Source organism: Anaerococcus degeneri, assembly GCF_017874475.1.
GTDB classification, from domain to species: Bacteria; Bacillota; Clostridia; order Tissierellales; family Peptoniphilaceae; genus Anaerococcus; species Anaerococcus degeneri.
This window is the reverse complement of the sequence record NZ_JAGGLO010000002.1, coordinates 18527-44144: the sequence shown is the minus strand read 5'-3', so window position 1 is coordinate 44144 and position 25618 is coordinate 18527. Positions and strand designations below refer to the sequence as shown.

Here is a 25618-nt window from a genome sequence, read left to right as displayed (position 1 = left end):
TTAAGGAGAAACAATGAAAAAAATCGTACTTGCCCTAGGCGGAAACGCACTAGGAAACAGCCCAGAAGAGCAAAAAAAAGCAGTAGCAGTAACTGCTAAATCAATCGTAGACCTAGTAGCAGAAGGCAACCAAGTAATAATATCCCACGGCAACGGCCCACAAGTAGGCATGATCAACCTAGCCATGGATACAGCCAGCAAATCAGAAGCAAAAACAGCTGAAATGCCATTTGCTGAATGCGGAGCCATGAGCCAAGGCTATATTGGCTACCATCTTCAAAACGCTATCGAAAACGAACTAGCAAAAAGAGAAATGGACAAAACCGTAGTATCACTTGTAACCCAAGTATTGGTAGACAAAGAAGACCCAGCCTTCCAAAATCCAACAAAACCAATTGGATCATTCTATTCTAAAGAAGAAGCTGACAAACAAGCTGAAAAAGGCTTCACCTTCAAAGAAGACGCAGGCAGAGGCTACAGAAGAGTAGTACCAAGTCCAAAACCAATCGATATAATTGAGAAAAAAGCAGTCGAAAAACTCTACAACGACGGAATGATCGTAGTAGCAGCAGGCGGCGGCGGAATCCCTGTAATCAAAGAAAATGATAAACTAATCGGCGTTGACGCAGTAATCGACAAAGACTTCACATCTGCAAAAGTTGCTGAACTAGTAGGAGCAGACATACTTGTAATCCTCACAGCAGTAGAAAAAGTAGCCATCCACTTCGGTGAACCAAACCAAGAATGGCTAGGAAGCCTCACAATCGAAGAAGCTGAAAAATACCTAGCAGATGGTGAATTTGCAGAAGGCTCAATGAAGCCAAAAGTTGAAGCAGCCCTATCCTTTGTAAGAAGCAAAGAAGGCGCAAAAGCTTTAATCACATCCCTAGAAAAAGCTCTAGACGGCCTAAAAGGCGAGACAGGAACCTATATAGAAAGGTAGTTCAAATTTTCACTAAAGTATCAGTCCTTCCATCGATTTGATTTCATCAAATCGGGATAGGGCTTCAGTTGGCAAAATTTGAACGATTCTCACAATTTTACAAGGACAAAGTCCGCAGGAAAATTGATGAGAAACCTTCCGTAATTTTTTACAATAGATGCGACGAACAGGAGCATTGATTGTAAAAAGATTACGTTCCTTAGGAAAGGCGTTGCTTAAAATAAAAGAGACTTAATAGACTCCTGAAAAAAGACGGTGGGCATAATGCCCACTTCTTTTTATGTAAAAATATACTTTAGCTATAAATGTGATATAATACATATAAGAAAACCTGATTAAATTTTGAAATCAAAGGATCTTATATGGATAAGAATTATGACAAAAAACGAAACCTATATTGTATAGCAAGCCTACTTGTAATCGCCTATACTGTTTTTACTATCTTTCTTGGGGAAGACTTTGGTCTTGGATATGACTTTGAAAATACTTTTTTAAACCCAATCCTTTTGCCCTTAAGCTTGTCCTTGTGGCTGATTATAATAGGGATTTTCTTAAGAAAAAAATACGACAACCTTATTTTGCTTTTTGTAATAATATTTGCGGCAGTGCACGTATTTTATATAGTAATTGGAATTGGCTTTGATAAGACATTTCTCGACTTCATCAAAGAATACATCATGTTTTTGACTTTTGGACTTATAAACCTATAAATTTGGCCCCATCTGGGGTCTTTTTTGAAGATTTTTTTAAGATAAAAACCCCACCAAGGCTAGGAGAAAATTGCCCTAGTATATAAGTAAACTCTAATACCCATAGGCAAAAATTTGCATACCCCATAGCGAAAAATTGTCAGCACCCTATTGCAAAAAAATACTAAGAGAATAATACAAGATATAATAATAAGATATAATATATTCTCCTCTCACTACATAAGTATATGTGTGGGGATTTTTTCTTTTGTAATGTTTAGATTTTAGAAAAGAGACTGTAAAAATTTTTGTCTACCAACCTAAATCCTGACAAGGGTTTATTTGGGCAAAAAAACTCGGGCTTTTCGCCCGGGTCTTTTAGTTAGATAAGAGTGTTTTTTTAATCTTTTTCCCTTTTGGATTGGGAATTATTTATAGGATTAAATTTTTCTATTATCTCTTGTTTATAATATTATTTTGTGATTTATTTTTGTCAAATCCGCCTAATAAGCATAACCATTTTCGGCTAGGATTTTTTCTGCTATTTTTTGAAGTTCTTTGGATTTTTTGATTAGTTGTAATAGCTGTGGTTTGACGTCAGCTACTTTCTTTGGAGCTATTTCCATTAGGAGCTCAGCTGCTTTAATGGCGGTCTTGCTTCTCTCGACAGCCTCTTTTAGTCTGAGGACAGTCTTGGCTGAGAGGGTCTTTTTCTTGGTATCTTTGTCCTTGTCTCCGCCTAGGTAGTAATTATAGTCTGGGTCTGGAAGGATTGGATTATAATCTTTTTTCTCCTTATTCTTCCTTTCCTCTTCCTTGGCCTTAGCTAAATTTTTCTCAGCTAATTTCTTTGCATTTTCAAGGGCTTGGTTGACCTTTTCTACAGTATCGGCCTTATGAACCTTATCCTTAGCCACTTTCTTTTCCTCTTCGCTGAGGTTAGAAAGTCCGTCAATTTCTTTATTAGCATTTTCTTTATACTTATTAAGAACTTTGGCATTGTTAGCTTCTAGCTTGCTGTTTAGGACTTTTATTTTTGATTCATTTTTTTTGATTTTTTTGTTTATTACTCCTATTTTAAATTCTAGTTCTTGATTTTTATCTTCTTTGGCTTCAAGGTCAGTTTTAAATTCTTTGTATCTTTTATTAATGGTTTTATAATCATTATTTATTGAATCTATTTCATTATCTAGTTCTGTGCAAGCTTGCTCGGCTTTTTCTAACTTTTCATTATTCTCTTGCCAATTTTTTAATATTTCATCTACTTCTTTTTGTAGAGCTGCATTACCTGGATCTTTATCGAGTTTTTTTTGGGCATCTTTATATTTGTTTTTTAGTTCGTTCTTTAATTCATTTGCCTTTGAATATTCCATCCTGCGTTCATCTAGCTCTTTATTTTTATTTACATAAATATTGTATTTAGCATCCCTATTTTCTTTTAATTTTTCAAATTCTTCTCTTAGGCTAGGGGTGTCTACCATTTGTTCTTTTAACTTATCTATTTCTTCATTTTGTTTTTTGTTTTCGTCTTTTAGCTTATCAAGTTTATTCTTATCATCAGCAATTTGCTGTTCAACAGGTTTCTGTTTTTCATCGCCGTCTTCATTATCATCTATATTTTCTTTATCCTCTTTGGATTTTAAATCCTCAAGAGTTTTTCTTTGTTCTTTTAGAACATTGATTTTTCTGCTATTATTTTTTATTTTTTCTTTTTTTTCTTCGATTTTCTCAGAAATACCTTTGGTCTTTTCTTCTTCTTCGCTTACTTCAGCTTTTTTCTCAAGATACTTGGCGTCGGCTTCTGCATATTTTTCTTCATCGTCTTTCATTGCAAGATATTGCTCAGTTCTTTTTTGGGTATCTTCTTTTACTTTTTCAACTTGGTCGCCCCATTGGTAGGCTTTGGCAGTTTTTTTGGATTCTAGATCTTTATTTGTTGGGTCATTTTTCAACTGTTCAACCAAGGCATTATATTCGTCGCATAAGGCTTCTCGCTTAGCTATACCGTCTTTAACGAGTTTATCTAGCCTTTCCCATTCTTCATATTTAGTTGCATAAATTTCGTATAATTTGTCTGCTTCTGAAGTTAAGACTTCAAGTTCCTTATTTAATTTATTTAAATTTTCTAGATTTTTTTCTAGGTCAGAAACTTCTTTATCGAGTTTTGAGTTTTCTTTCTCAAGTTCTTGAATATTAGCTTTTTTTTCTTCTATTTGTTGGGCGATGTTTTTTTCTTCTTCAGCATAGGCTATGTTGGTTTTTGAGTCTATGATGTAGGCTCCTCCGAGTACAAGACTTACTGACATAGCTAGGGCTATAATTTTTGTTTTTTTCATAAATTCTCCTTTTACTCATAAATAAAGTAATATATTGATAATGAGAATCATTATACAATATTCATCCGGGAATTTCAATAAATATTGATAATCTGTTTGTATTTTTTAAAATATTTGAAATATCCAGGACGTTTTGGATTATTTTCCTATTTATTAGTAACGTCTCTAAAGATATTGATAGGTTATATAAGGTTAGGAATTTGCTTTATGAAAATTTGGATGTTTAATGATAATCGGGTAAAAACAGGTTTTATTCTCAACACAATCTGTTATAATTGTTTTAGGATAAGAGATTAACAGGATAAAAGATATTTACAAATTTATGGAATTTGGATGGGATAATAATGCAGAGTATAATTAAAACTTTTGATGACTTAACAAACCGTGAACTTTACGAGATCCTAAGACTCAGGGTCTATGTTTTTGTGGTAGAACAAGCCTGTCCCTACCCGGAAATAGACGGCAAAGATTATGATGCAATTCATATTTATTTGGAAAATGAAGGAGAAATCCTCGCCTACGCCAGGGTCTACAAGGAAGACGGCCAAATCCATCTAGGCAGGGTCATTGCCAAAGAAAGAAGAAAAGGCCACGGAAGTTTAATCCTAAAAGAAGCTATAAGGGCAGCAAAGGAAAAATACCAGGCCAAGAAAATTATCATAGAAGCCCAAACCTACGCCAAAAAATTATATAAAAAAGTGGGTTTCGTGGAAGACTCAGAGCCATTTTTGCTAGATGGTATTGAACATATTAAGATGGTTTTGGAAATAAAATAAATAACTTTTTTATCCGAGACAAAATATCTTTTTTCTTATCCGAGATAAGTTATCTATTTAATATGTGATAATTTTATTTACAGTTGAATCTTCGTTCTAAGGGGGAGCCCCAAGGGATCCTGCGGAAGGTCCCTTGGGGTTCCCCCAGTTACAGAGCAGTCATGTAAATGACTGAGATAATATAGATGATACAGTTAATCTCGGATTAATAAAAAAAGAAAATATTCCTGGAATACTAGACTCACTTAGTGAAAAGAACTTTGACCTTCTTTGACTTTTAACAAAATTTGAATATAATAGATCTAATACCAATTTTTTGAAAATAGAAAAGAGGAATATTATGTATCCATATGGATTTTATTTTGATAAGACTTACTTTTTAGTCTTGATTGGCCTTGTAATTTCAATGCTGGCCCAGGCTAATATCACTTCAAAATTTAATAAGTATAGAAAAATCAGGTCGAAACGCGGGATGACTGGGGCGGAAGCTGCTCAGATGGTCCTTGATTATAATAATTACAGGGATATTTCTATTAAGAGGATTCCTGGATCCTTGTCGGATTATTTTAATCCTATGACTAAGGAAGTTGCCTTATCTGACACTTCTTTCCATGATTCGTCAATAGCATCTTTGGCTGTTGCCCTCCACGAGATTGGCCACGTTATCCAGTTTAAGGAAGGCTATATCCCACTTAAGGTCAAATCATATATGGTGCCTGCGGTTAATTTTGGGTCGAGATTGTCTTTTCCAATCCTTTTAGCGGGAGTCTTTATGTCCCAACAAAAACTTATAACCATAGGTCTAGCCTTATTTTCCCTTACACTTTTATTCCAAATCGTGACCCTACCTGTGGAATTTGATGCGTCAAGACGTGCCATTGTAGCTCTTGAAAGGACCCGTATCCTTGATGAAAGCGAGATCACAGGGGCTAAGGATATGCTAAGGTCTGCCGCCCTAACCTATGTGGCAGCAACCCTTGCCACAGCCCTTCAATTATTGAGGCTCTTCCTCTTGTTTGGGGGCAGGAACCGTAGGGATTAGGAGGAATTTTCAATAGAAAATTAGTGCCCTGGCCGATTCTCGGGGCGCTTTTGTTTTCAAAAAGATATTTACTTTGTAAATTCCTACTAAACTAGTATAATTAATTTAGGAAGCGTCGCTTCCTTTATTTTACAAGTAATGGTCAGAGATAGTCAGTAAGCTTTGACCTAGAAATACAGAAAGACAGGAGATTATGGCAGGTTTAACTAATCAAATAGAAAGATTTCTAAAGCTGATGCTCGAAGATAGCGTGGACGGCGCTTTGGAAATTGGGAGAAATGAGCTGGCGAGTCAGTTTGATTGTTCGCCAAGCCAGATAAATTACGTGCTTTCAACCAGGTTTACACCTTATAATGGCTACCTAATTGAGAGTAAGCGTGGCGGCAATGGCTTTATAAAAATAATAAGCATTGTTGAAGAAGACGACTATATTTCCTATTTACTTAGGAATTTGGCCAAGGAAATGAGCGAATCAAACGCCAATAATCTTTTTAGAGACCTTTATGAGAGGGAATATTTTGACAAAAACGAGTACCTGATGGCTAGGTATGCGACAAGTGACAAAACCCTGGCAGATATTGAAGCTAAGGGCCGAAACACAGTCAGGGCCTCGATTGTCAGAAGCCTTCTTTTGAGTATTTTGGCAAGGAGTTAATATGAAATGTGATAAATGCGGCAAGGAAGCCAGTGTGAGCCTTAAGGTGATTTTTAACGGCAATAGCCACAATATCCACCTTTGTTCAGATTGTATGAAAAAATATTCAAATGCTCCAGAAAATTTTGATCCGACAAAAATTAGTGGGGAAAATATTTCTTTCAATCCAAAGGATTTGGAAGGGCTTTTGCAAAAGTTTATCCCGAGTCTTGAGGAAGTTATAGACGGATTTTATGAATATAAATACAACCAGGCTAACAAAGAATTATCTTATATATTAAATGTAGACGAAAAATCCTGCCCATATTGTGGGAATTTGGAGTCGAATATTAGAAATGGAGTCTTTGGTTGTGCCCATTGCTATAATTTAGATAAGACCCTTACAGACAAGGTTTTAAAGACCTACAATAATTTTAGCGACTATAAGGGCGCCTACCCAAGGGCGGAAAGAAAGTTTAAGGAAGTTGCTGATGAGATCAAAGAACTCTCTAAAAGGCTCAACGAATCTGTTCAAACAGAGGATTACGAGCTGGCAGCTGACCTTAAGGAAAAAATTGATAAACTAAATATGCAGGTGAAAAATTGATAGATTATGCAAAAGATGTCCTAATCTCTACTAACCTATCTATAAGACGAAATATAAAGGGCTATGATTTCCCAACAACTATGACCTATGACGAAAGTCTTGTAATAATGGATATGGTAAGGAATGTTTTTGGCGACAGGCTGGTTTTGCTTTCCGATTTGGATGATGAAACCATTGACAGATTGATTTCAGAAATGGTCCTAAGTCCAGATGTTACTGGTAAACTCGCCCAGGTTGGCATTGTTTTTGAGGGCGATACTACCCTTGTAATTAACGATAGGGACCACATTTCCATAAATATTTCCAATTTTGACTTGGATTTGACCGGGGCCTACAAAAAGGCAGTCGAAATTGAAAAAGTCCTCGACGACCACTTTGATTTTGCCTTTTCTAGCGAATACGGTTATCTGACAAGTGGGGCTAGAAATGCAGGTACAGGCCTTGAAATTTGGATAAAATTATTCCTTTTCGGCCTAATTGATAATCCAAAAACCTACGCAGGTTTTGAGCAGGCCATGGTCTATGCGGGCCTATACCCACAGAAATTTGTGCCACAAGGCCTTAAGTCCTATGCAGATGACCTATATTTGTTAAAAAATTATGGAAATTACAGGGATAATCCTGAAGCTTACCTCAAAAAGATAGAAAAAGACCTAGAAACTCTGGTCAAAAACGAGAGAAGGTTTAGGAGAGATTATAGGATTTTAAATAATATAGATGATAGAGAAGTAGAAGAAGAGATTGATTTAATTGAAAAGAGTCTCGAAACAGGCTTGGTTAAGAGCCTTGATAAGATGATGAAGGGCCTTTATAGGCTTAAGAAATACCAGCTTTTGGGTTTTGATGTGAAATTATCAGAAGACGAACTAAATAATTTGATCAAAAATCTTTCTTCACATAAGTATAAGGAAAATTTCGATGCCGTAAGGTACGAATATTTGATGAAAGAAATGGGGGAAAGCCATGGAAAACAATAGATTAAACAGACTAACCCAGCAGGCAAGGCGTGAGTCCTACAGTCTAAACCACGACTATATTGGGACTGAACACCTCCTCCTTGCCCTCATGAAAACAGGGTCAGGGGCGACTAAGGCCCTAGAGGCGGCTGGAGCTAATTACGAGCTTTTAAGGTCCATTGTCATTAACAATATTGGCAGGGGGACAGCTGTAAGGCCTGCAACTGAATATAGCAAAAAAGTAAGGAAAATATTAGAAACTGCGAGATTTTACGCCAACAACAGGAGAGCCTTAGCGACTAGCGAGGAAGATGTCCTTTTGGCAATCATAAATGATGAAGATTCCTTCACAAACATCATGTTTTTGCTCTCAGGAGTGGACAAGGAAACCATCAAAAAGCAACTTCTAACTATGGTTAGGGCCGAAAAATCAGAAGGCAAGGCGACTTCTAAATTTAGTGAAAATATCACAAATTTCTGCACCAACTTAAACGACCTATCCAAGGCAGGAAAAATCGACCCGGTAATAGGCAGGGATGAGGAAATCAAGAGGATAATCCAAATCCTAATGAGAAGAACCAAAAATAATCCAATCCTAATCGGGGAACCAGGCGTGGGCAAGACAGCTATCGCAGAAGGCCTTGCATATGAACTTGTAAATGGTAATCTGCCTGGAATAATGAAGGACAAAACTATTTTAAGTCTGGACCTTGCTTCCATGATTGCGGGTACTAAGTATAGGGGCGATTTTGAAGATAGGCTAAAAAAATTATTCGAAGAAGCCGCTAACCGTGATGATTTGATTCTATTTATAGATGAGTTTCACATGGTACTTGGGGCAGGTGCTGCCGAAGGATCAATGGATGCAGCAAATATCCTAAAGCCAATTTTGGCCAAGGGGGACTTGCAGGTAATAGGGGCTACAACCATTGACGAATACAGAAAACACGTGGAAAAGGACTCTGCCCTTGCCCGTCGTATGCAGGAAGTCCAAGTTGACGAGCCAAGCCTAGAAGATTCTAAAAAAATCATTAAAGGCCTAAAGTCTATTTACCAAGACCACCACAAGGTGGAAATCACAGACGAGGCTATAAATGCGGCTGTTGACTTATCTGACAGGTATATCACCGATAGGTACTTGCCGGATAAGGCCATCGACCTAATTGACGAAGCGGCATCAAAGCTAAGGATTTTGGCCTTTGACGATGAGGAAGAAAATACAGATACCAATGAGGATATACTGGAGAAACTAAAGACGGAAAAGGATCAGGCAGTCCTTGACCAAGACTTCGAAAAGGCCGCCAAGCTCCGTGATATAATAAATCAAAAGAAATTTGACCTAGAAGAGGAAAATGAAGAGGAAAGTAAAGGCTATAAGCTAGCTATTGCCTATGATGATATAGCAAATATTGTCGCTTCTTGGTCTAAGGTTCCGGTTGAAAGACTCACAGAAGACGAAAAAGCCAAGTATGCTAGTCTTGATAAGAATTTGGCTGGAACAGTTATTGGCCAAGATGATGCGATTTCCTCTGTGGCCCGTGCAATCAAAAGGGCAAGGGTAGGTCTTAAAGATCCTAAAAAACCAATCGGGTCTTTCATCTTTGTAGGACCTACTGGTGTGGGTAAGACTTACCTTGCAAAAAGCTTAGCCCAAGCCCTTTTCGGTTCAGAAGACAGGCTAATTAGGATGGATATGAGTGAATATATGGAGAAATTTGCCGTAAGCCGTTTGGTAGGATCACCTCCTGGCTATGTTGGATACGAAGAAGGTGGCCAATTAACTGAGGCTGTAAGGACCAATCCATATTCGGTAATCCTCTTTGACGAAATTGAAAAGGCTCATCCAGACGTCTTTAACCTCCTTCTACAAATCCTAGATGACGGAAGATTAACAGACGGCCAAGGTAGGACCATTGATTTTAAAAATACCATCATAATCATGACATCGAATGTTGGTGTATCAAGCCTTACCAAGGCGACATCAATCGGTTTTGACCTTGCGGAAGATAAGGAAGAGACTGACAACGAACGTAACAAGGAAATAATAACAAAGGCCATCAAGGATTCCTTTGCGCCAGAATTTTTAAACAGGCTAGATGGAACAATCATGTTCAATTCCCTAAGCCAAGCTAATATTAGGGAAATCACTGGCCTTATGCTTGAAAAAACAAGGGAAAGACTCAATGAAATCGGCATTGACATAGTCTATGACGAAAAGGTTGTAAACCTCTTAGCCAAGGAAGGTTTCAACTCAGAATACGGGGCAAGACCACTAGAACGCCACATCACAAAGATGATAGATGACAGGCTTGCTGAAGATATTCTTGATAATAAGCTTGATAAGGACATGACCATTAGGTTATACGTTCAAAAAGATAAATTATGTTTTAGAAATATTTCAAAGAGTAAAATTTCTAAGACTTCTAAAGAAACACAAAAAGTAAATTAAATTTTTTCCTAGGGGAATTATTCTCCTAGTTTTTTTTATCCAAGATAAAATATTTTGAATTTTAAATTGAATTAAGTCTTATAAACTTTATTTCTTCTTGACTGCACTCGGGTTAAACTAAGTGTATAAACACTTTTGTATTACCAATATGGTAAAGGAGTCTAGTAAACAAGAATTTAAACCTTCTTCATCTTATTTATTATTTTGACCTCAAATTTTTGGGTAAAATAATAACAAGAGGTGATTTTTTTGAATAAAATATTAGATGAAATTTTCATGGAAATAGATTCTCGTTTTGACGAGATGGTTGATTTTCGTAGAAAAATCCACCATAATGCTGAACTTTCTTTTGAGGAAGTGGAAACTGCTCAACTTGTTGAAGGTTTTTATAAGGGCAAGGATGTAGAAATTACAAGCCACATGGGTGGCAATGGCCTTAGGGTGGTAATTGACACTGGCAAACCTGGTAAGACTATTGCTTTGAGGGCTGACTTTGATGCCCTTACTATCAAGGAAGAAACAGGGCTTTCCTTTGCTTCCAAAAACGAGGGTGTCATGCACGCTTGTGGCCACGATGCCCATACAGGCTATCTCATGGTGCTTGCAGATATACTCCGTGAGAAAAAAGATAAGCTTGCTGGCAAAATTATAATAATCCACCAACACGCCGAAGAAGTCCCACCTGGAGGTGCCAAGGGAATGATTGAAACTGGAGTCCTCGATGGGGTTGATAATGTCTTTGGCATCCACGTCATGAGTGCCATGGATTACGGGACAATCCAATACCACAAGGGCAACACCCAGACTGGCAGGGCCATGTTTAAGATAAAATTCCAAGGGAAAGGCGGTCATGGATCTATGCCTCATTTGTCAAATGACTCAATCGTAGCTGCAAGTCATTTTGTAACAGCTGTTCAAACTGTTGTAAGCCGTAGGCTTTCCCCATATGAAGTGGGAGTTGTGACTATTGGATCTTTTGACGGCAAGGGAACTTTTAATATCATTAAGGACTCTGTAACAATTGAGGGTGACGTTAGAGCCATGGCAGATGAGACTAAAAAAACTATTGAAGAGGAAATAAAGACCATAGCCAAGGGAATTGGGGAAACTTTTAAGGTCGGAGTTGAAATAGAATACACCGACGATTATCCGGTTTTATACAATGACCCAGCTATGACCCAGCTGGTTGTGGATGCTGTTAAAGAGGCTAAAATCAAGGAAGTGACAGACATAATCGACTGCGGTCCTCAACCACCCTCTGAAGATTTTTCTTATTATGCTAAGGAAAGGCCATCTTGCTTTTTCTATGTAGGTGCAAAAAAGGAAGATGCCCCATATCCACACCATCACCCAAAATTTGACATCAGAGAAGATGCTATGAAAATCTGTGCCAAGGCCATGGCTGCTGTTGTGGTGAAGTATTTGGGGGAAGATTAAAATTGGGATTTAAAAGACATGTAAGGTTCAATTTTATGCCGAAGGTCCTATAATGATTACGAATAAAGGAAATAGTTCATTTGGAACACAAAAAAGACAGGAGAAGGTCATAAAAACTCCTGTCTTTTTTCTTTAAAGTTATCATTGCTTGAATTTAGTGTGTTTGGACGTATAATGATTATGAATAAAGGAAATAGTTCATTTGGAACACAAAAAAGACAGGAGAAGGTCATAAAAACTCCTGTCTTTTTTTTATCTTAGGCTAGTTACTATCTTTGTCTAAGAAGCTGTCTAGCCATTTGCAAAAGTAATAGCTTATTACATTTGCCACGACAGCTACTATTAAAGGAAATAGAACATTCATTTGAAACACCACCTTCCTGTCACCAGTATAGGGATAGTAACATAATAATTATAACAGATTTATAAAATTTTTTTAAAGTAAGAAATTATCTTAATTTAATAAAAAATAGCAAATTCCATCAAAAGCAGTATAATAAGATTACCATAAAGAGAAGGGGAGAGACAAGCTCTGTGATCCTTCAGCAACCTACTTTTTGTAAGGTGCTAAAGCTTGGCTGATGGATTTTTTCTCACATCCATCGGACGATGGGTGTTTTTTAGTGTCCAAAATTTATTTTTGAAATTGACTAGAGTATTTATGTTGATATAATATCTTAGTAATAATATGAAAGGAATTTATATGAACACTTTAGTATTTCAATCGGATTTCGGTTTAGGTGACGGGGCAGTTTCTGCCATGCACGGTGTAAGTTTTATGGTAAATCCTGCTTTAAACATAGATGATTTAACTCACGAAATTATGCCCTACAATATTTTCGAAGCATCTTATAGGCTTTTACAAACTATAAAGTACTGGCCAGAGGGTACAGTTTTTGTATCAGTAGTTGACCCTGGAGTTGGGTCTAGCCGCCATTCTATAGTTGTAAAAACCAAGTCTGGTCACTATATAGTTACACCAGATAATGGCACTATTTCCCATGTAGCAAAATATATAGGTCTTGAATCTGCTAGGATTATTGACGAGATAAAGGATAGACTTCCTTTTTCTGAAAATTCTCATACCTTCCACGGCAGGGACGTCTATGCCTACAACGGGGCAAAACTTGCAGGCGACTTATCTTATTATGATTTCCTAGATGAGCTTAGCCTAGATGATTTATGCTATGAAACTATAAAAGATGCTAAAATCACTGATGGAGTTATAGAAGGCACTGTTGACATTCTAGATATTAGGTTTGGATCTTTATGGACAAATATCAGCTTAGATTTGTTAAATGAAGCTGGTATTAAGCAAGGTGATATGATTAAGGTCATTATTTATTATAAGGATATAAAAAAATATGAAAATCAGATGACTTTTGGACATTCCTTTGCAGATGTAGGCTTGGGAGAAACTGTAGCCTATATCAATTCGTTAATCAATCTTGGTATAGCAATAAACCAAGCGTCATTTTCTGCTACCTACCAAATCGGTACAGGGGCAGATTGGAGTATTTTTATTAAAAAGGAGCAATAATGAAAAAGAATAATTCTATGACTACAATTGTAGCTATCGGAATCGGTGCTGCTGTGTTTTTTGTTTTGGGAAGGTTCCTATCAATCCCAGTTGGCTTTATACCAAACACTTCTGTTGAGACAACCTACCCATTTTTGGCCCTTATGTCTGTTCTTTTTGGACCAGTAGCAGGTGGCCTAATCGGATTTATTGGTCACGCCATTAAGGACCTTTTGACCTACGGACTATGGTGGTCTTGGGTTATTACATCAGGTATAACCGGTCTTGGTTATGGTTTTGTTGGTTCAAAAATAGACCTCTCTAATGGTGTATTTTCTAAAAAAGACATGGTTAAGTTTAATATCGGTCAAGTTCTTGTAAATGTGGTTTGTTGGGGAGTAATTGCGCCAGTTTTGGATATTTTAATTTATTCAGAACCTGCCAACAAGGTTTTTGCCCAAGGTTTTGTATCAGCAGGCCTTAATTCCCTTGCAGTTGGCATTTTGGGCACAATTTTAATCGCAACTTACGCAAAAACAAGAACAGCAGATAATTCGCTAAAAAGAGATTAAGATATGGAAAATAGACAAGACCTGGTGGTTTTTGACAAATACAATTTTAAATACAAGGCCCAGGCTGAGCCTTCGCTTTTTGACATCGATTTGAAGGTGAAAAAAGGTGAGAAGATCCTAATCGTGGGCCCATCAGGCTCTGGCAAATCAACCCTCGCCAAAAGCCTAAATGGCCAAATCCCAAACACCTTTCCTGGTGATTTGACAGGGTCTTGTCTAATTGATGGGAAGAATCTCACAGACTCTTCGATTTTTGACCTATCCCTTTCAGTTGGCACAGTCCTTCAAGACACAGATGGTCAATTTGTAGGCCTTACGGTGGCAGAAGACATTGCCTTTTCCTTAGAAAATGACAATGTGGACCAGGAAGAGATGAAAAAAATCGTGCACAAGTGGGCGGATGAATTGGGCCTTGGGAAATTATTAGACATGAAACCTGGAGAACTTTCTGGCGGGCAAAAACAGTCGGTTTCAATTGCTGGAGTCTTGGTTTCAGATGTGCCAATCCTTTTACTTGATGAGCCTTTGGCCAACCTTGACCCACAGTCGGGCAGGAAAACCATGAAGCTTTTAAAAAAGCTCGCTGACAAACTTGGCTATACGGTAATAGTGATTGAGCACAGGCTAGAAGAGGCACTCTTACTTGACCCAGATAGGATAGTCGTAATTGCTGATGGGAATCTTGTCGCAGATCTAAGTCCGACCGACCTTTTGAAGACTGATATATTAGAGAAAATAGGCATTAGAAGGCCTCTTTATATAGATGCCATGAAATACGCTGGCATAGATTTTTCTTCTTATGACAAGCTCGCCGACTTTGACCAAGTCCAGATACTTGAAAAAGACTTAGAAAAAATCGAAAACTGGGCTGAGAGTCAAGAAAGAAAGGAAGATGAAAAATCTGGTCAAAATCTTATAAAAATAGAAAATTTGACCTTTGCCTACGAAAAAGAAAATATTTTGCAAAATATTTCCCTTGAGATTGACAAGGGGGAAATTATTTCGATTCTTGGACCAAATGGGGCCGGAAAATCAACCCTTGCCAAGCTTTTGTGTGGGTTTTTAAGGCCTGATGAGGGAAGGATTTTTATAGGCGGCAAGGATTCTAAAGACCTTTCCATAAAGGAAATTGCTGATTCTATCGGCTTTATCCTTCAAAATCCAAATGCCATGATCTCAAAGGCCATGATTTATGATGAAGTCGCCTTTGGCCTTAGGGTGAGGGGACTTTCTGAAGAAGAAATTAAAGAAAAAGTAAACAAAGCCCTTGAAATTTGTGGCCTTTATTCCTTTAGAAAATGGCCAATCTCAGCCCTTTCCTATGGGCAAAAAAGAAGGGTCACCATAGCTTCAATTTTAGTTTTAGATCCAGAGGTCATAATCTTAGACGAACCAACAGCCGGTCAAGACTTAAACCATTATACAAAAATGATGGAATTTATAAGGGAAATTAACAAAAAATATGGCCTAACAATCCTTATGATAAGCCACGACATGCACCTAATTGAAGAATATACAGACAGGGCAATTGTAATTGGTGAGAAGAAAATCCTGGCCGATACGACTCCTGCAGAACTTTTTAGCCAGAGAGACCTAATTGACAGGGCAAACCTCGCCGAGACTTCGCTTTTTAAATTAGGACAAAGGCTTAAAAATATGGAGGCCCTTGACTTTATAGAGGCTTTTATAGGCTATGAAAGGAGGAAACGCCATGAATAAGACCTTAGGTTATATAAAAAACGATACGGTAATTCACGAGCTTTCGGGAACAACTAAGCTAATTTCCTTCATCCTTCTTTCGGTAATAGTTATGACAAGCTACGATACAAGATTTCTAATCCTTGTCATGGGCATATCCTTATTTGCAATGAAAATTGCCGAGGTTCGCTGGGAGGATGTGGCATTTTTGGTAAAGGTTGTCGTGATATTTTCACTTATAAACATCCTTGCAATTTACATCTTTGAGCCAGCTTACGGGGTAAAACTCTATGGGTCTAGGACGGTTTTATTTGGAACTGGAAAATATGCCCTAACTTTAGAACAAGTTTTTTACGAATTTAACGTAGCTTTAAAGTATTTTTCAACCATTCCCTTGGCGCTGATTTTTATTTTTGCGACAGACCCGTCAGAATTTTCGGGAAGCCTCAATAGGATTGGCCTATCCTACAAAATTTCCTATGCAGTGGCCCTTGCCCTAAGGTATATACCGGATATACAAAATTCTTATTTTGACATCAGAGAGGCCAGCCAGGCTAGGGGGATTGAAATGAGTTCCAAGGCGGGACTTATAAAGAGAATTAAGGCGAGTTCTGCTATAGTAATTCCTTTGATTTTTGACAGCCTAGAGAGAATCGAAACCATAGCCTGCGCCATGGAACTAAGGCGTTTTGGAAAAAATCCAACCAGGACCTGGTATAGGGCCAGACCATTTGGGAAAAAGGACTTTGTGGCCTTATTTATCACTTTAGTTCTACTTGCAATCGGGATTTCCCTATTTTTCCTAAATGGGGGCAGGTTTTATAATCCTTTTTAATACGGCAAAATTTTTTGGATGGATTCAGGGTTTTTATTAGTTTGTCTAGGAAATGATTATAAAAAAAGCTTCATTATTTAAACTCATCAGAAATTATACATTAGTCTAAGTCACAAGTTTCAAGAGTTTTTATAATGAAGCTATTTTTTTATTGTTTATTTTATTAGGTATCCTAGCTTTAGTAGATATTATTTTAGTAGACCGTATAGGTTTTTGCAGTCTTCCATTGCTGGTACTAGAAGTTCCATTTTACCTATATTATTTTCTCTAGCTAAATCGTATATGAGTCTAAGGATTGAGAAGTCTTCAAGGGCAAAACCCACTGAGTCAAATATTGTTATATCGTCTTCTTTGCGGTCTATTCTCTTGCCTGTTTTTATAACTTCTGCAATTTCTGTAACTTTGAAATCTTCATCCATGTGTTGGATTTCGCCTTCAATTCTACTTTGAGGTTCAAATTCTACATAGACGTCGCCCATAAATAGGATTTTTGAATCAAGTTCAGTTTTGCCTGGGCAGTCTCCGCCTACACAGTTAATATGAACTCCCTTTTCTATCATATCTTCTGTTAAGATTATGGAGAATTTTTTATCTGCTGTTACAGTTGTGATTATATCAACACCTTTGCAGGCTTCTCTTGTGCTAGAGCATTTGTTGAGTTTAAGATCTTTAATATGAGATAGGTTTTTAATTAGCTTGTCTGTAGCTTTTTCATCTATATCATAGAGATTTATTTCTTCTATACCTAGAAGCTTGTGGAAAGCTATTGCTTGAAATTCGCTTTGGCAGCCGTTTCCTATAAGGGCCATTTTTTTAGGATTTTCCTTAGCAAGATATTTTGCAGCCATTACAGAGTTAGCTGCAGTCCTTATTGCTGTAAGTAGGGTCATTTCGCATAGCATTTTTGGATAGCCGTGAGCTACATCAGCAAGTAGACCTATAGCTACTACTGTTAGGCACTTATCCTTAGGGTTTGATGGGTGACCATTTACATATTTGCAAGTAAAGATTTCTTGGTTACCAACTGGCATTAGCTCATTGACTCCAACTGGAGAATGATGGGTTGGTCTAGGAATCTTTGCAAATTCGTCCCACTTAGAATAATCTTCTTCCATGTAGGGAATTAATTTTTCCATTATTGTTTCAACGCCTTCATCTTTTATAAAGGCTGCTACTGTTGGTAAATCGAGGTAAAGAGTTTTTGCGCTATCGAATATTTCCATTATAATCTCCTATATTTATATTTATAGTAGCTACTAAATTCTTGAATCAAATTTGATAATTAAATTATATCATAGAAGCTAAGCCTTAGGAATACGTTTTATTCATTCCGTTAATATTACAAATTTTGTCTAGTTTTTTGTCCGATTTCATAGAAAATACCTATTGTAATTTATTGATTTTGCTTTATAATTTATTTAAGTTAAGGAGGTGTTTTTATGGAGAAGGATAAAGTATTTGTCCAAACTCACATGTGCTCATCTTATGATGTAACCTCGATTGTAACTTGTGACAGGGAAGTTATAGGTGGGGAAACAGATCCAATCCTCCATAGGCAAGCGAGGTTTATAATTGTTTGTGAGGGCAGTGGGCAAATAAATATACAGGGTAGGACATATAATATCAAGGAAGGATCCTTGGTTTGCATCTTGCCTTATCAATATTCAAAAATAGTCAATGTAGATCAAAAACTTGTATATAATATTATTATTTTTAATTTTGATCTTTTTAACGAGCTTATCAAGTCGCACCTCAATTTTTTCAACGAAGAACTAAGCTTGATTGCACTTTTTGCCCAAAACAACGTGGTTAATTGCGATGCCAAAACTTTTAAACAAAATTGTAATATTTTCGACAATCTCAGGCAGGAGTTAGGGATTGAATCAACAAAATCCAAGAAAGAATCGACAAATAAGTTTTCAAGTGTATTTATAAGCTCGCAAATTCTTCAACTAATCTATAATTTCACAAAACAGGCTAAAGAAATTTCAAACAAGGAGAGGGACTCCATTGAATATGATCAGATTTTCCAATATATTTACTTAAATTTGAGCCAAAATTTGTCCCTAGAAGACCTATCTAATATTTTTTATATAAGTCCTTCTAGCATTGGTGAATATATTAGAAAATTGACAGGTTATAGCTTCTCAGACCTGCTTTTAGAAATGAGACTTGCAAGGGTGGAAAATTTCCTTTTGTATACAAATCTTAGTCTGAAGGAGATATCAAATATATTGAATTTTTCTGATTTTTCTTATATTTCTAAGATTTTTTCTACAAAAAGAAATTACAAGGCCAGCGAATTTAGGAATGTCTACAAAAAAATTAACAAGATTAGTAAGATTAAAGACAATCCAGTCGCCTACAAGATAGTAGATTTTATTTATGATAACTCTGATAAGAGCCTAAATGCAAGTGATGTGGCAGAAAAATTCGATATAAGTGAACAGGAATTAAATTATCAGTTAAAGTATCTGGTTGAAAAAAATTACAATTGTTTTATTAATTATATTAGAATAAATAAGTCGATAAGGCTTTTGTTAGACAGCGACGAAAGTATTGCTGACATTTCAAAAAGGGTTGGCTATGATAGTGTAAGGACCTATAATAGAAATTTTAAAAAGTTCTATAATGCAAATCCTAATAAATTTAGGAAAAATATAAAAATTGAAGATTGGGGTTTTGATGAAAACTAATAATAAAACCGTCCCTTATCAGCTTTAAACTAATAATAAGCTGACCCCCAAAGTTGGACTAAAAAACCAACTAAAGGGGGTCAGTTCATTTGACCCTTGCGGGTCTTATTTTTTTGTGATTTTGTAATTTATTCCATTTACAAGTTCGACCTCATAGGGACTTGCTGAAAAATATCCTCTTAGAAAATCTAGCCTGTACTTGTGATAGGTCGATTCTTCATTATTCAATTCGCTAACTAGGCCATTTCCAAGTTCAAAAGACTCGTGATGGTCGTGGCTATGGCCGCCCTCGCAAGAAGCATTTCTTGAATTTTCAAGATTTATTTCCTCTTCATATTTTTTGTGGAGGTTGTTATTGGTAATTAAATACAAACTTTCTCCATCAAGGACGGCTGAAAGGCCCTGATCACAAGGCATGCCGTCGAGTAGATAAGTATTTAGGTCGGTAAAAATTTCCTCAAAGCTTGAAAAATCTTTGTCCTTGCCACATTCTTGGCCGAGTTTAAAAAGCTTGTCGCTAGGATTATCGCAAAGACTAAGGGCTTTGGCTAGGCGACTTTCAACTATATCTACCTTTTCTTGGAGAAAACCGTGGATATTTTCTTGGTCTAAGATTTCCTCTAGGGGCCTTTTTGAAACAGGCTCATATTCTATCTGAGAAAAATCTCCGTCCATTAAAAAATCGGTGATTTTATCTTGAAATTTGATTTTTTCATACATTAGGTAGTGGATTGGTCCGAGGGTTTTTGACATAAATTCTCCTTTATTTTATTTATTGTATTTTTAAAGTTAAAACCCGAGCATGGTCGGGAAATTTTCAGGCGTCTGACCTTGAAAAGCTGTTGGTCATCTTATTTGATGCTACCAAGAGGACTTGGTCAAGTAGGTCGTCGGTTTCTTTTTGAAGCATTTTTGCAATTTGATCGTTGGTTTTTTCAAGAATTTCTAGGGAATCTTCTCTTGAAAGATTTTCCTTTATGATTTTCTCGTCTGTCTTATAAATCATTTCCCAAGCGAAAGATCCTATCTTTTCCTGATAACGCTCTATTAAATTTGCAGTGTCGGCGAAATATGGGTCGGCTAAGGCTGCAATTATGCGGTTTATCCAGTAGAAGGATTCAGTAGTGACCCTTGCTGTTGTATCCCTAAGATAGGCTGGGGTGTCGGTAATATTTACATAAAATGGGGCCATGGCGTTAAAGGTGTTTGAGCCTAGAGCAAGCCATTCTATGGTCTTTATGGCGTCTGGTTTGTCAGATCTTATTTGGGTAAGGCCTAGGAAATTATTCCTATTTATGCCGATTGGTCGGAAGGCTCCTGCCTGAGATGTGTCTCCGTGTTTCTTGTATGGGTCGTATGGTGTGCCTTGGAAATGGTGGGAGAGGGCGTATTTTATGTCTTCTACTGTGATTTTCCTCTCAGGGACTCTTGCCCATGGTATATCGTCATCATCTGGTCTTAGGTCGGCATCTATGCCGTCGTAGGTATTTGACATTGGGTTAAAATATCTTTGTAAAACCCAAGCCCTTGGGGTGTTGTAGACATGGTCTGCATCTGAGTGGCTACCAAAGGTATCTCTTGGATTTAAACTTCCATCAAGGGATAGGTCTAGGTGGTATTTTTCTATAAAATCCTTTAGGTCAGCTGAACACAAGAAATTCTCACCCTTTCCTAGGGCGTCTTCTAGGTCAAAATAATCAAGACCTAGTTGGTTTGGCATAATTACATAGGAATCGTCTGGGACTTTTCTCGCAATCCAGTGGTGGCCGCCAATTGTTTCGAGCCACCAAATTTCATTTTCATCTTGGAAGGCGATGCCGTTTTTCTCGTAAGTTCCGTATTCTTCTAGAAGTGATCCCAGGCGGATAACACCTTCCCTTGCTGAATTTATATAGGGAAGGACAATCGAAACAATGTCTTCTTCGCCGATTCCACCAGGAATTTCTTCCTTATAATCAGCCTCTCCTTTTGTGCCGACAGATTTTTGGTAGACTACAAGAGGGTCTGCTCCAAGGACTCTTTCATTTGAGGTAATTGTTTCAGTTGCAGTCATAGCGACGTTTTTTGAATTAACACCGCAAGCTGCCCAAATTCCTTGGCCAGAAACTGCTTCTGGCATGGCTGTATAGGAAAGAGGATTTTCTGGGAGAGGAATTTCCACCTTTGAAATCACTGATTTATAGACCTTTGGCTGGTCTTCTTTTTTTACAAAAACGAATTTTTTTGCATTATATTGGCCACTGCCGGAATCTTCATTTCTGGCAACTAGGGTTGATCCATCAAAACTTGCTTTTTTACCTACAAGTATGGTTGTACATGCCATAGTAATTCTCCTTATATTTTTTATAAAATCTTATATAAATAATGTACCTTTTGGTTAAAAAAATGAAATATGAAAGGAAAAATTAATTTTTCTTGTAAAAAAAATAACAAAGGCTAAAGGCTCGCAAATGGCATGGCTTCAACCTTATCTAAGACCTGGACAAAACGTTGCAACTCCATAATAGAGAACGATACCGAAAAAGTTTGGCAGAATTTTGATAGTTAGATATAATAATGGTGTAATAAACGCTTTCATATCATTTTTTAGGAGGAAATATGAAAAAAGGAATAAAAACAATAATGGCTTTATCACTTGCCTTTGTTATGGCAGCATGTGGTGGAGCTAAAGATGGCGGAAAAGAAGCTGCTGATACTGGTAAAGAAGCAGCTAACACTGAAGCTAGCGCAAAATTAAGCGTACAAGTAGAAGAAGCATGGCTTCCACACTACGAAAAAGCAGCAGAAAGAGTTAAGGAAAAATTCCCTAACGCAGAAATCGAATTCAAGAAAATGGGAGCATTCGATCACCTAGATATAATCGATGCTACAGACGCTTCAAACGAAGACGTTGCTGACCTATTTGCAATCCCAGCAGACAGACTTTACGGTCTTCACGGAAACGATATACTAGCTGGAATCGATTCTAAAAAACTTGCTGGTGAAATCGGTGGTTGGGATGACTTTGATAAGGGAATCGGTGGAAACTTCAACATCGACGGTGAATATTTTGCATTTCCATTCAACATCGAAACACTTATTACCTATGTAAACAAGAAAAATGCTGAAGAAAAAGGCATCGACCTTTCAAAACCAATCGACATTAGTAAAGTAGCTGACGAATCAACAGTACTATTCCCAATCTTTGATGCTTGGTACGGTGTTGCAGCAACAAACTCTTCAGGAATCGAACTTCTTGGAAAAGATAAAGATGGTAAATTATTCTCAGACTTCACAAAAGAATGGGATGAGCTTGAACCAGAAAAACAAGCAACAGTTAAAGCCCTATTTGATTACTGGAAAAAACACAACGAAGCAGGAACACAATTATTTGACGCTGACGCTGGTTGGGGATATATCGACGATACATTCAAACCAGGCAAGGGCGGTGTTGCTAGACTTGGTGGACCATGGGATGCAGCTCCAATTTCAGAACAAGCTGGCGAAGGCAACCTAGAAATTTATCCAATCGGACAACTTCAACTTGCAGGCAAAGCTCTAACTCACTGGCAAGGTGGATGGGGACTTGCAATGAACGCTAGAATCGAAGAAGATGCTGACAAAGTTGCTATAGCAGAAGCAATGATCAAAGAAATTGTAAACCCAGAATTTGCAGCTGACCTATACAAAGCTACAGGTAAGGTACTTGAAAACGTAAGCGCTGAAACTTATCAAGGAATGGATCTTCCAGAAACTGACAAGAAAATCATCGCAGCTACAATCGAATCTTACAAAGAAGCTCCAGCAAGACCACTATTCAAAGAGTGGGGCGATGTATGGGATACCTACAAAAACGCAATACTTTCTTGGAACTCTGTAAAACCAGCTGACGAAAAAGCAGCATACGCAGAATTAAAAGCATCATTTGATTCAATGATGGCAAACTTTAACCATTAAAAAAATCTTAAGGGGCGGCTAACAAGCTTAGCCCCTTATATTTAAAAAAATATGGAAAAAGAAAAGCAAAGAAATAAATTCCTACTAAAAATACTTCTAATATCCGCAGCAATCATCCTAAACTTCAGCCTAGAAGCAATGATGTTAGCCAAAGACCCAAGTGTTTTTGAAAGTATTTCTAAAATTAAACCAGGACTTAGTTATGATGATTTTTTAAATTCAATCATTTTTTCTTTATTTATAAAGGTAATAAATCCCATAACTATATCCCTATACACCTTTTTTACTATTAAAAAATACGGAATTAACAAAACCTATAAGCTATTTTTCGGGGCAATGACTCTTATTTCTATAGTCAACCTATTTTTTTCTTTTAGCCTAGGATCTGTATTTTATTATCTAGGACTTATTTTAAATATTTTCTTACTAATAGTAATAACAAGACAAGAAAGGTAATTATAATGACTTATGAAAAAAGCCTTATAGATAGGAGGGGAGTGACCTATCCTAGGAAAAATCAATATATAATTGATCTTATCGAAGCTAAGGAAAACGGTACTAGCCCTAAATATACTAAAGAAAACCATCCATACAATATTAAGTTAAAAGAATATGAGAATCAGAAAAAAGCTCTATTAGAAAAAGCGAAAACCGAAGCGAATTCTGATAAAAACCTTCCAGCAGATGGTAAACTAAAAGACCTATATATAGAAAAACTCGTGGCAGAAAAAATGCAGGCCTTCTATGAGGAAAACAAGGACTTATCCTATGAAAGCCTTCTTGACTATAGGCTAAATGACCTAGATGTCACAGAGATACCAAAAATCTTAGACCACGACCAATTCCTAAAAGATTCCCTAAAAGACGCTGAAGAACGCCAAAAAAACTTAACAGCCGAAGATATCGCGGAAAAAAGTAAGTTTATTGAGGCCGACAGGAAGGTCTTAAAGGAAAAATACGAACACGACGTAGCTGAAATAGAAGAAGCCTTCAAAGAAGAAAGAATTTCAAAAAAAGCCTACAAGGCTACCAAAGAACAACTAAAACAGAAATTTAAAGACCAAAACATAAAGCTAGATTACAGGAACCCTGAAAGATCTATAAAAGAAGAGATTGAGTCTTATAAATATAAATTAAAAGAAGACCTCAAACATTCTTTAAAAATCTTAGAAGAAGAAAGATCAGATGCTAGAAGAAGGACCCCTGTCGAAGTCGACAAGGAAAGACCTTTTAAATCCATAATCACAGCCCCAATCCCAGGACTTGGCCAACTATTAAACGGTCAATGGCAAAAGGGCCTAATGTTTTTAGTAGGAGCCTTATTTATATTCTTTATAGCAATTCCATATGCCCTAGGCTTTGGAAACTACCAAGGCCAAGGTATAGCAGGTCTTATTTCCCTAGCCCAAGGTGGTAAGAGACTTGATAGGTCAATCATCTTTATGATAGAGGGTATACTCGCCCTTGCCTTTGTATTTATAGCTCTTGCAATCTTTATAGGATCATTTTTGGATGCATATAAGACAGAAAAGGGAGAAATTCAAGGAATTAGACCAAATTCATACTTTGAAACAAGAAAATATCTAAGAACTGATGGATTCCCATATTTAATAACCTCACCAGCTCTTTTGGTAATCATCTTTATAGTAATTGTACCAATAGTAACAGCTATCCTTATTTCATTTACAAATATGGACCCACAACACCAAAACAAATTTGAGTGGGTAGGACTTGCTAACTATGTATCCATAGCAAGAGGCCAAGGTATAGCAGGTAAGGCCTTCTGGCATATATTCGGTTGGACAATTATGTGGACAATACTAGCTTCTACACTTGCAATCGTTTTGGGCTTCATCTTTGCCCTAATGGTCAACAACGAGAGAATTAAAGGCAAAAAGTTCTTTAGAACTATCTATCTATTGCCATGGGCAATACCTGCCTTTATCACAATCATGTTCTTCTCAATCATGACCAGCCGTGGCGGTGTAATAACAGAAGCAGTAAACACCTTGTTTAACACATCTTTAGATATTAAAAACAACACAGTTCAAACCAGAGCTGCCCTAGTACTACTTCAAGGTTGGTTGGGACATTCTTATATATTCCTACTTACAACTGGTGTACTCCAAGCTATACCAAAGGACTTATATGAAGCAGCAAGCATAGACGGAGCAACAGGATTCCAAAGGACATTAAAGATAACAATACCTTTGGTACTTTTCCAAATATCTCCAATGCTAATCAACCAATACACATTCAACTTTAACAACTTCTCAATAATTTACCTATTTAACGGCGGTGGCCCATTCAATCCACAAGTCTATGGTAACTTAGCGGGATCAAGTGATATTTTGATTTCATACATCTACAACTTGACTATGAACAGTCAGTACCAGGCTATAGGAGCTGCGATTACTGTATTTATCTCAATAATACTTATAATCATTTCCTTCTTCGGCTACATGAAATCATCAGCCTTCAAGGAGTATTAGT

The 25618-nt window shown here is 37.0% G+C and carries 21 protein-coding genes and 1 riboswitch; of the genes, 17 read left to right on the top strand and 4 right to left on the bottom strand.

Annotation, left to right across the window (positions count from 1 at the left end):
* Positions 1–13 precede the first annotated feature (13 nt).
* Positions 14–943, top strand: coding sequence for a carbamate kinase (gene arcC, locus J2Z38_RS03595; RefSeq protein ID WP_209772559.1), 930 nt, complete (start codon positions 14–16; stop codon positions 941–943).
* 362 nt (positions 944–1305) lie between these two features.
* Positions 1306–1653: a hypothetical protein gene (locus J2Z38_RS03590; RefSeq protein WP_209772558.1), complete on the top strand. Its 348-nt coding sequence runs from the start codon at positions 1306–1308 to the stop codon at positions 1651–1653.
* A 482-nt stretch (positions 1654–2135) separates the two neighbouring features.
* On the opposite strand, the gene J2Z38_RS03585 is transcribed toward J2Z38_RS03590, so the two are convergent.
* Positions 2136–3968 carry a GA module-containing protein gene (locus tag J2Z38_RS03585; protein WP_209772557.1) on the bottom strand — a complete coding sequence of 611 codons (1833 nt, stop codon included), beginning with the start codon at positions 3966–3968 and terminating at the stop codon, positions 2136–2138.
* 344 nt (positions 3969–4312) lie between these two features.
* Between J2Z38_RS03585 and J2Z38_RS03580 the strand changes: the two genes are divergently transcribed.
* From J2Z38_RS03580 to J2Z38_RS03530, 11 genes are all read left to right on the top strand, one after another.
* Positions 4313–4744, top strand: a complete 432-nt coding sequence (locus J2Z38_RS03580; protein WP_209772556.1) for a GNAT family N-acetyltransferase — start codon at positions 4313–4315, stop codon at positions 4742–4744.
* Between the two features lie 340 nt (positions 4745–5084).
* Entirely contained in the window at positions 5085–5786 is a 702-nt protein-coding gene (locus tag J2Z38_RS03575) for a zinc metallopeptidase (RefSeq protein ID WP_209772554.1), read from the top strand.
* A gap of 193 nt (positions 5787–5979) precedes the next feature.
* Positions 5980–6441 carry a CtsR family transcriptional regulator gene (locus J2Z38_RS03570; protein ID WP_209772552.1) on the top strand — a complete coding sequence of 154 codons (462 nt, stop codon included), beginning with the start codon at positions 5980–5982 and terminating at the stop codon, positions 6439–6441.
* 1 nt (position 6442) lies between these two features.
* Complete coding sequence (locus tag J2Z38_RS03565; protein WP_209772550.1) at positions 6443–7027, top strand: UvrB/UvrC motif-containing protein; 585 nt, start codon at positions 6443–6445, stop codon at positions 7025–7027.
* On the top strand, positions 7024–8004 hold the full coding sequence (locus tag J2Z38_RS03560; RefSeq protein ID WP_209772548.1) for an ATP--guanido phosphotransferase: 981 nt from the start codon (positions 7024–7026) through the stop codon (positions 8002–8004). The genes J2Z38_RS03565 and J2Z38_RS03560 overlap by 4 nt, the downstream gene beginning before the upstream one ends.
* Positions 7991–10432 (top strand): ATP-dependent Clp protease ATP-binding subunit, encoded by a 2442-nt coding sequence (locus tag J2Z38_RS03555; RefSeq protein ID WP_209772547.1) that lies wholly within the window; start codon positions 7991–7993, stop codon positions 10430–10432. The genes J2Z38_RS03560 and J2Z38_RS03555 overlap by 14 nt, the downstream gene beginning before the upstream one ends.
* Positions 10433–10681: 249 nt before the next feature.
* The gene (locus J2Z38_RS03550) at positions 10682–11869 is read left to right on the top strand and encodes an amidohydrolase (RefSeq protein WP_233463483.1); all 1188 of its coding nucleotides are present in this window, start codon (positions 10682–10684) and stop codon (positions 11867–11869) included.
* Between the two features lie 502 nt (positions 11870–12371).
* Positions 12372–12485: riboswitch (SAM riboswitch) on the top strand.
* Positions 12486–12572: 87 nt separating this feature from the next.
* Positions 12573–13409, top strand: coding sequence for an SAM hydrolase/SAM-dependent halogenase family protein (locus tag J2Z38_RS03545; protein ID WP_209772546.1), 837 nt, complete (start codon positions 12573–12575; stop codon positions 13407–13409).
* Complete coding sequence (locus J2Z38_RS03540; protein ID WP_209772545.1) at positions 13409–13960, top strand: ECF-type riboflavin transporter substrate-binding protein; 552 nt, start codon at positions 13409–13411, stop codon at positions 13958–13960. Before J2Z38_RS03545 ends, J2Z38_RS03540 begins: the two co-directional genes overlap by 1 nt.
* 3 nt (positions 13961–13963) lie before the next feature.
* The gene (locus J2Z38_RS03535; RefSeq protein ID WP_209772544.1) at positions 13964–15679 is read left to right on the top strand and encodes an ABC transporter ATP-binding protein; all 1716 of its coding nucleotides are present in this window, start codon (positions 13964–13966) and stop codon (positions 15677–15679) included.
* On the top strand, positions 15672–16493 hold the full coding sequence (locus J2Z38_RS03530; protein ID WP_225304636.1) for an energy-coupling factor transporter transmembrane component T family protein: 822 nt from the start codon (positions 15672–15674) through the stop codon (positions 16491–16493). Before J2Z38_RS03535 ends, J2Z38_RS03530 begins: the two co-directional genes overlap by 8 nt.
* Before the next feature lie 188 nt (positions 16494–16681).
* Here the strand turns inward: J2Z38_RS03530 and J2Z38_RS03525 are convergent, their stop codons facing one another.
* A complete protein-coding gene (locus J2Z38_RS03525; RefSeq protein WP_209772542.1) occupies positions 16682–17716 on the bottom strand; it encodes an ornithine cyclodeaminase in 1035 nt (344 codons plus the stop codon).
* Positions 17717–17932: 216 nt separating this feature from the next.
* On the opposite strand from J2Z38_RS03525, the gene J2Z38_RS03520 reads away from it, so the two are divergent.
* Positions 17933–19189, top strand: a complete 1257-nt coding sequence (locus tag J2Z38_RS03520; protein WP_209772541.1) for an AraC family transcriptional regulator — start codon at positions 17933–17935, stop codon at positions 19187–19189.
* A gap of 105 nt (positions 19190–19294) precedes the next feature.
* Here J2Z38_RS03520 and J2Z38_RS03515 read toward each other — a convergent pair whose 3' ends face one another.
* Positions 19295–19942, bottom strand: a complete 648-nt coding sequence (locus J2Z38_RS03515) for a hypothetical protein (RefSeq protein ID WP_209772540.1) — start codon at positions 19940–19942, stop codon at positions 19295–19297.
* A 64-nt stretch (positions 19943–20006) separates the two neighbouring features.
* Positions 20007–21512 (bottom strand): C69 family dipeptidase, encoded by a 1506-nt coding sequence (locus tag J2Z38_RS03510; protein ID WP_209772538.1) that lies wholly within the window; start codon positions 21510–21512, stop codon positions 20007–20009.
* Between the two features lie 275 nt (positions 21513–21787).
* Here J2Z38_RS03510 and J2Z38_RS03505 point away from each other — a divergent pair, with 275 nt between their 5' ends.
* From J2Z38_RS03505 to J2Z38_RS03495, 3 genes are read left to right on the top strand one after another with little or no spacing between them, the layout of a single operon-like run.
* Entirely contained in the window at positions 21788–23125 is a 1338-nt protein-coding gene (locus J2Z38_RS03505) for a sugar ABC transporter substrate-binding protein (RefSeq protein ID WP_209772536.1), read from the top strand.
* 51 nt (positions 23126–23176) lie between these two features.
* Positions 23177–23581, top strand: a complete 405-nt coding sequence (locus tag J2Z38_RS03500; RefSeq protein WP_209772534.1) for a hypothetical protein — start codon at positions 23177–23179, stop codon at positions 23579–23581.
* A 5-nt stretch (positions 23582–23586) separates the two neighbouring features.
* On the top strand, positions 23587–25617 hold the full coding sequence (locus tag J2Z38_RS03495; RefSeq protein ID WP_209772531.1) for a carbohydrate ABC transporter permease: 2031 nt from the start codon (positions 23587–23589) through the stop codon (positions 25615–25617).
* The last annotated feature ends 1 nt before the right edge of the window (position 25618 follow it).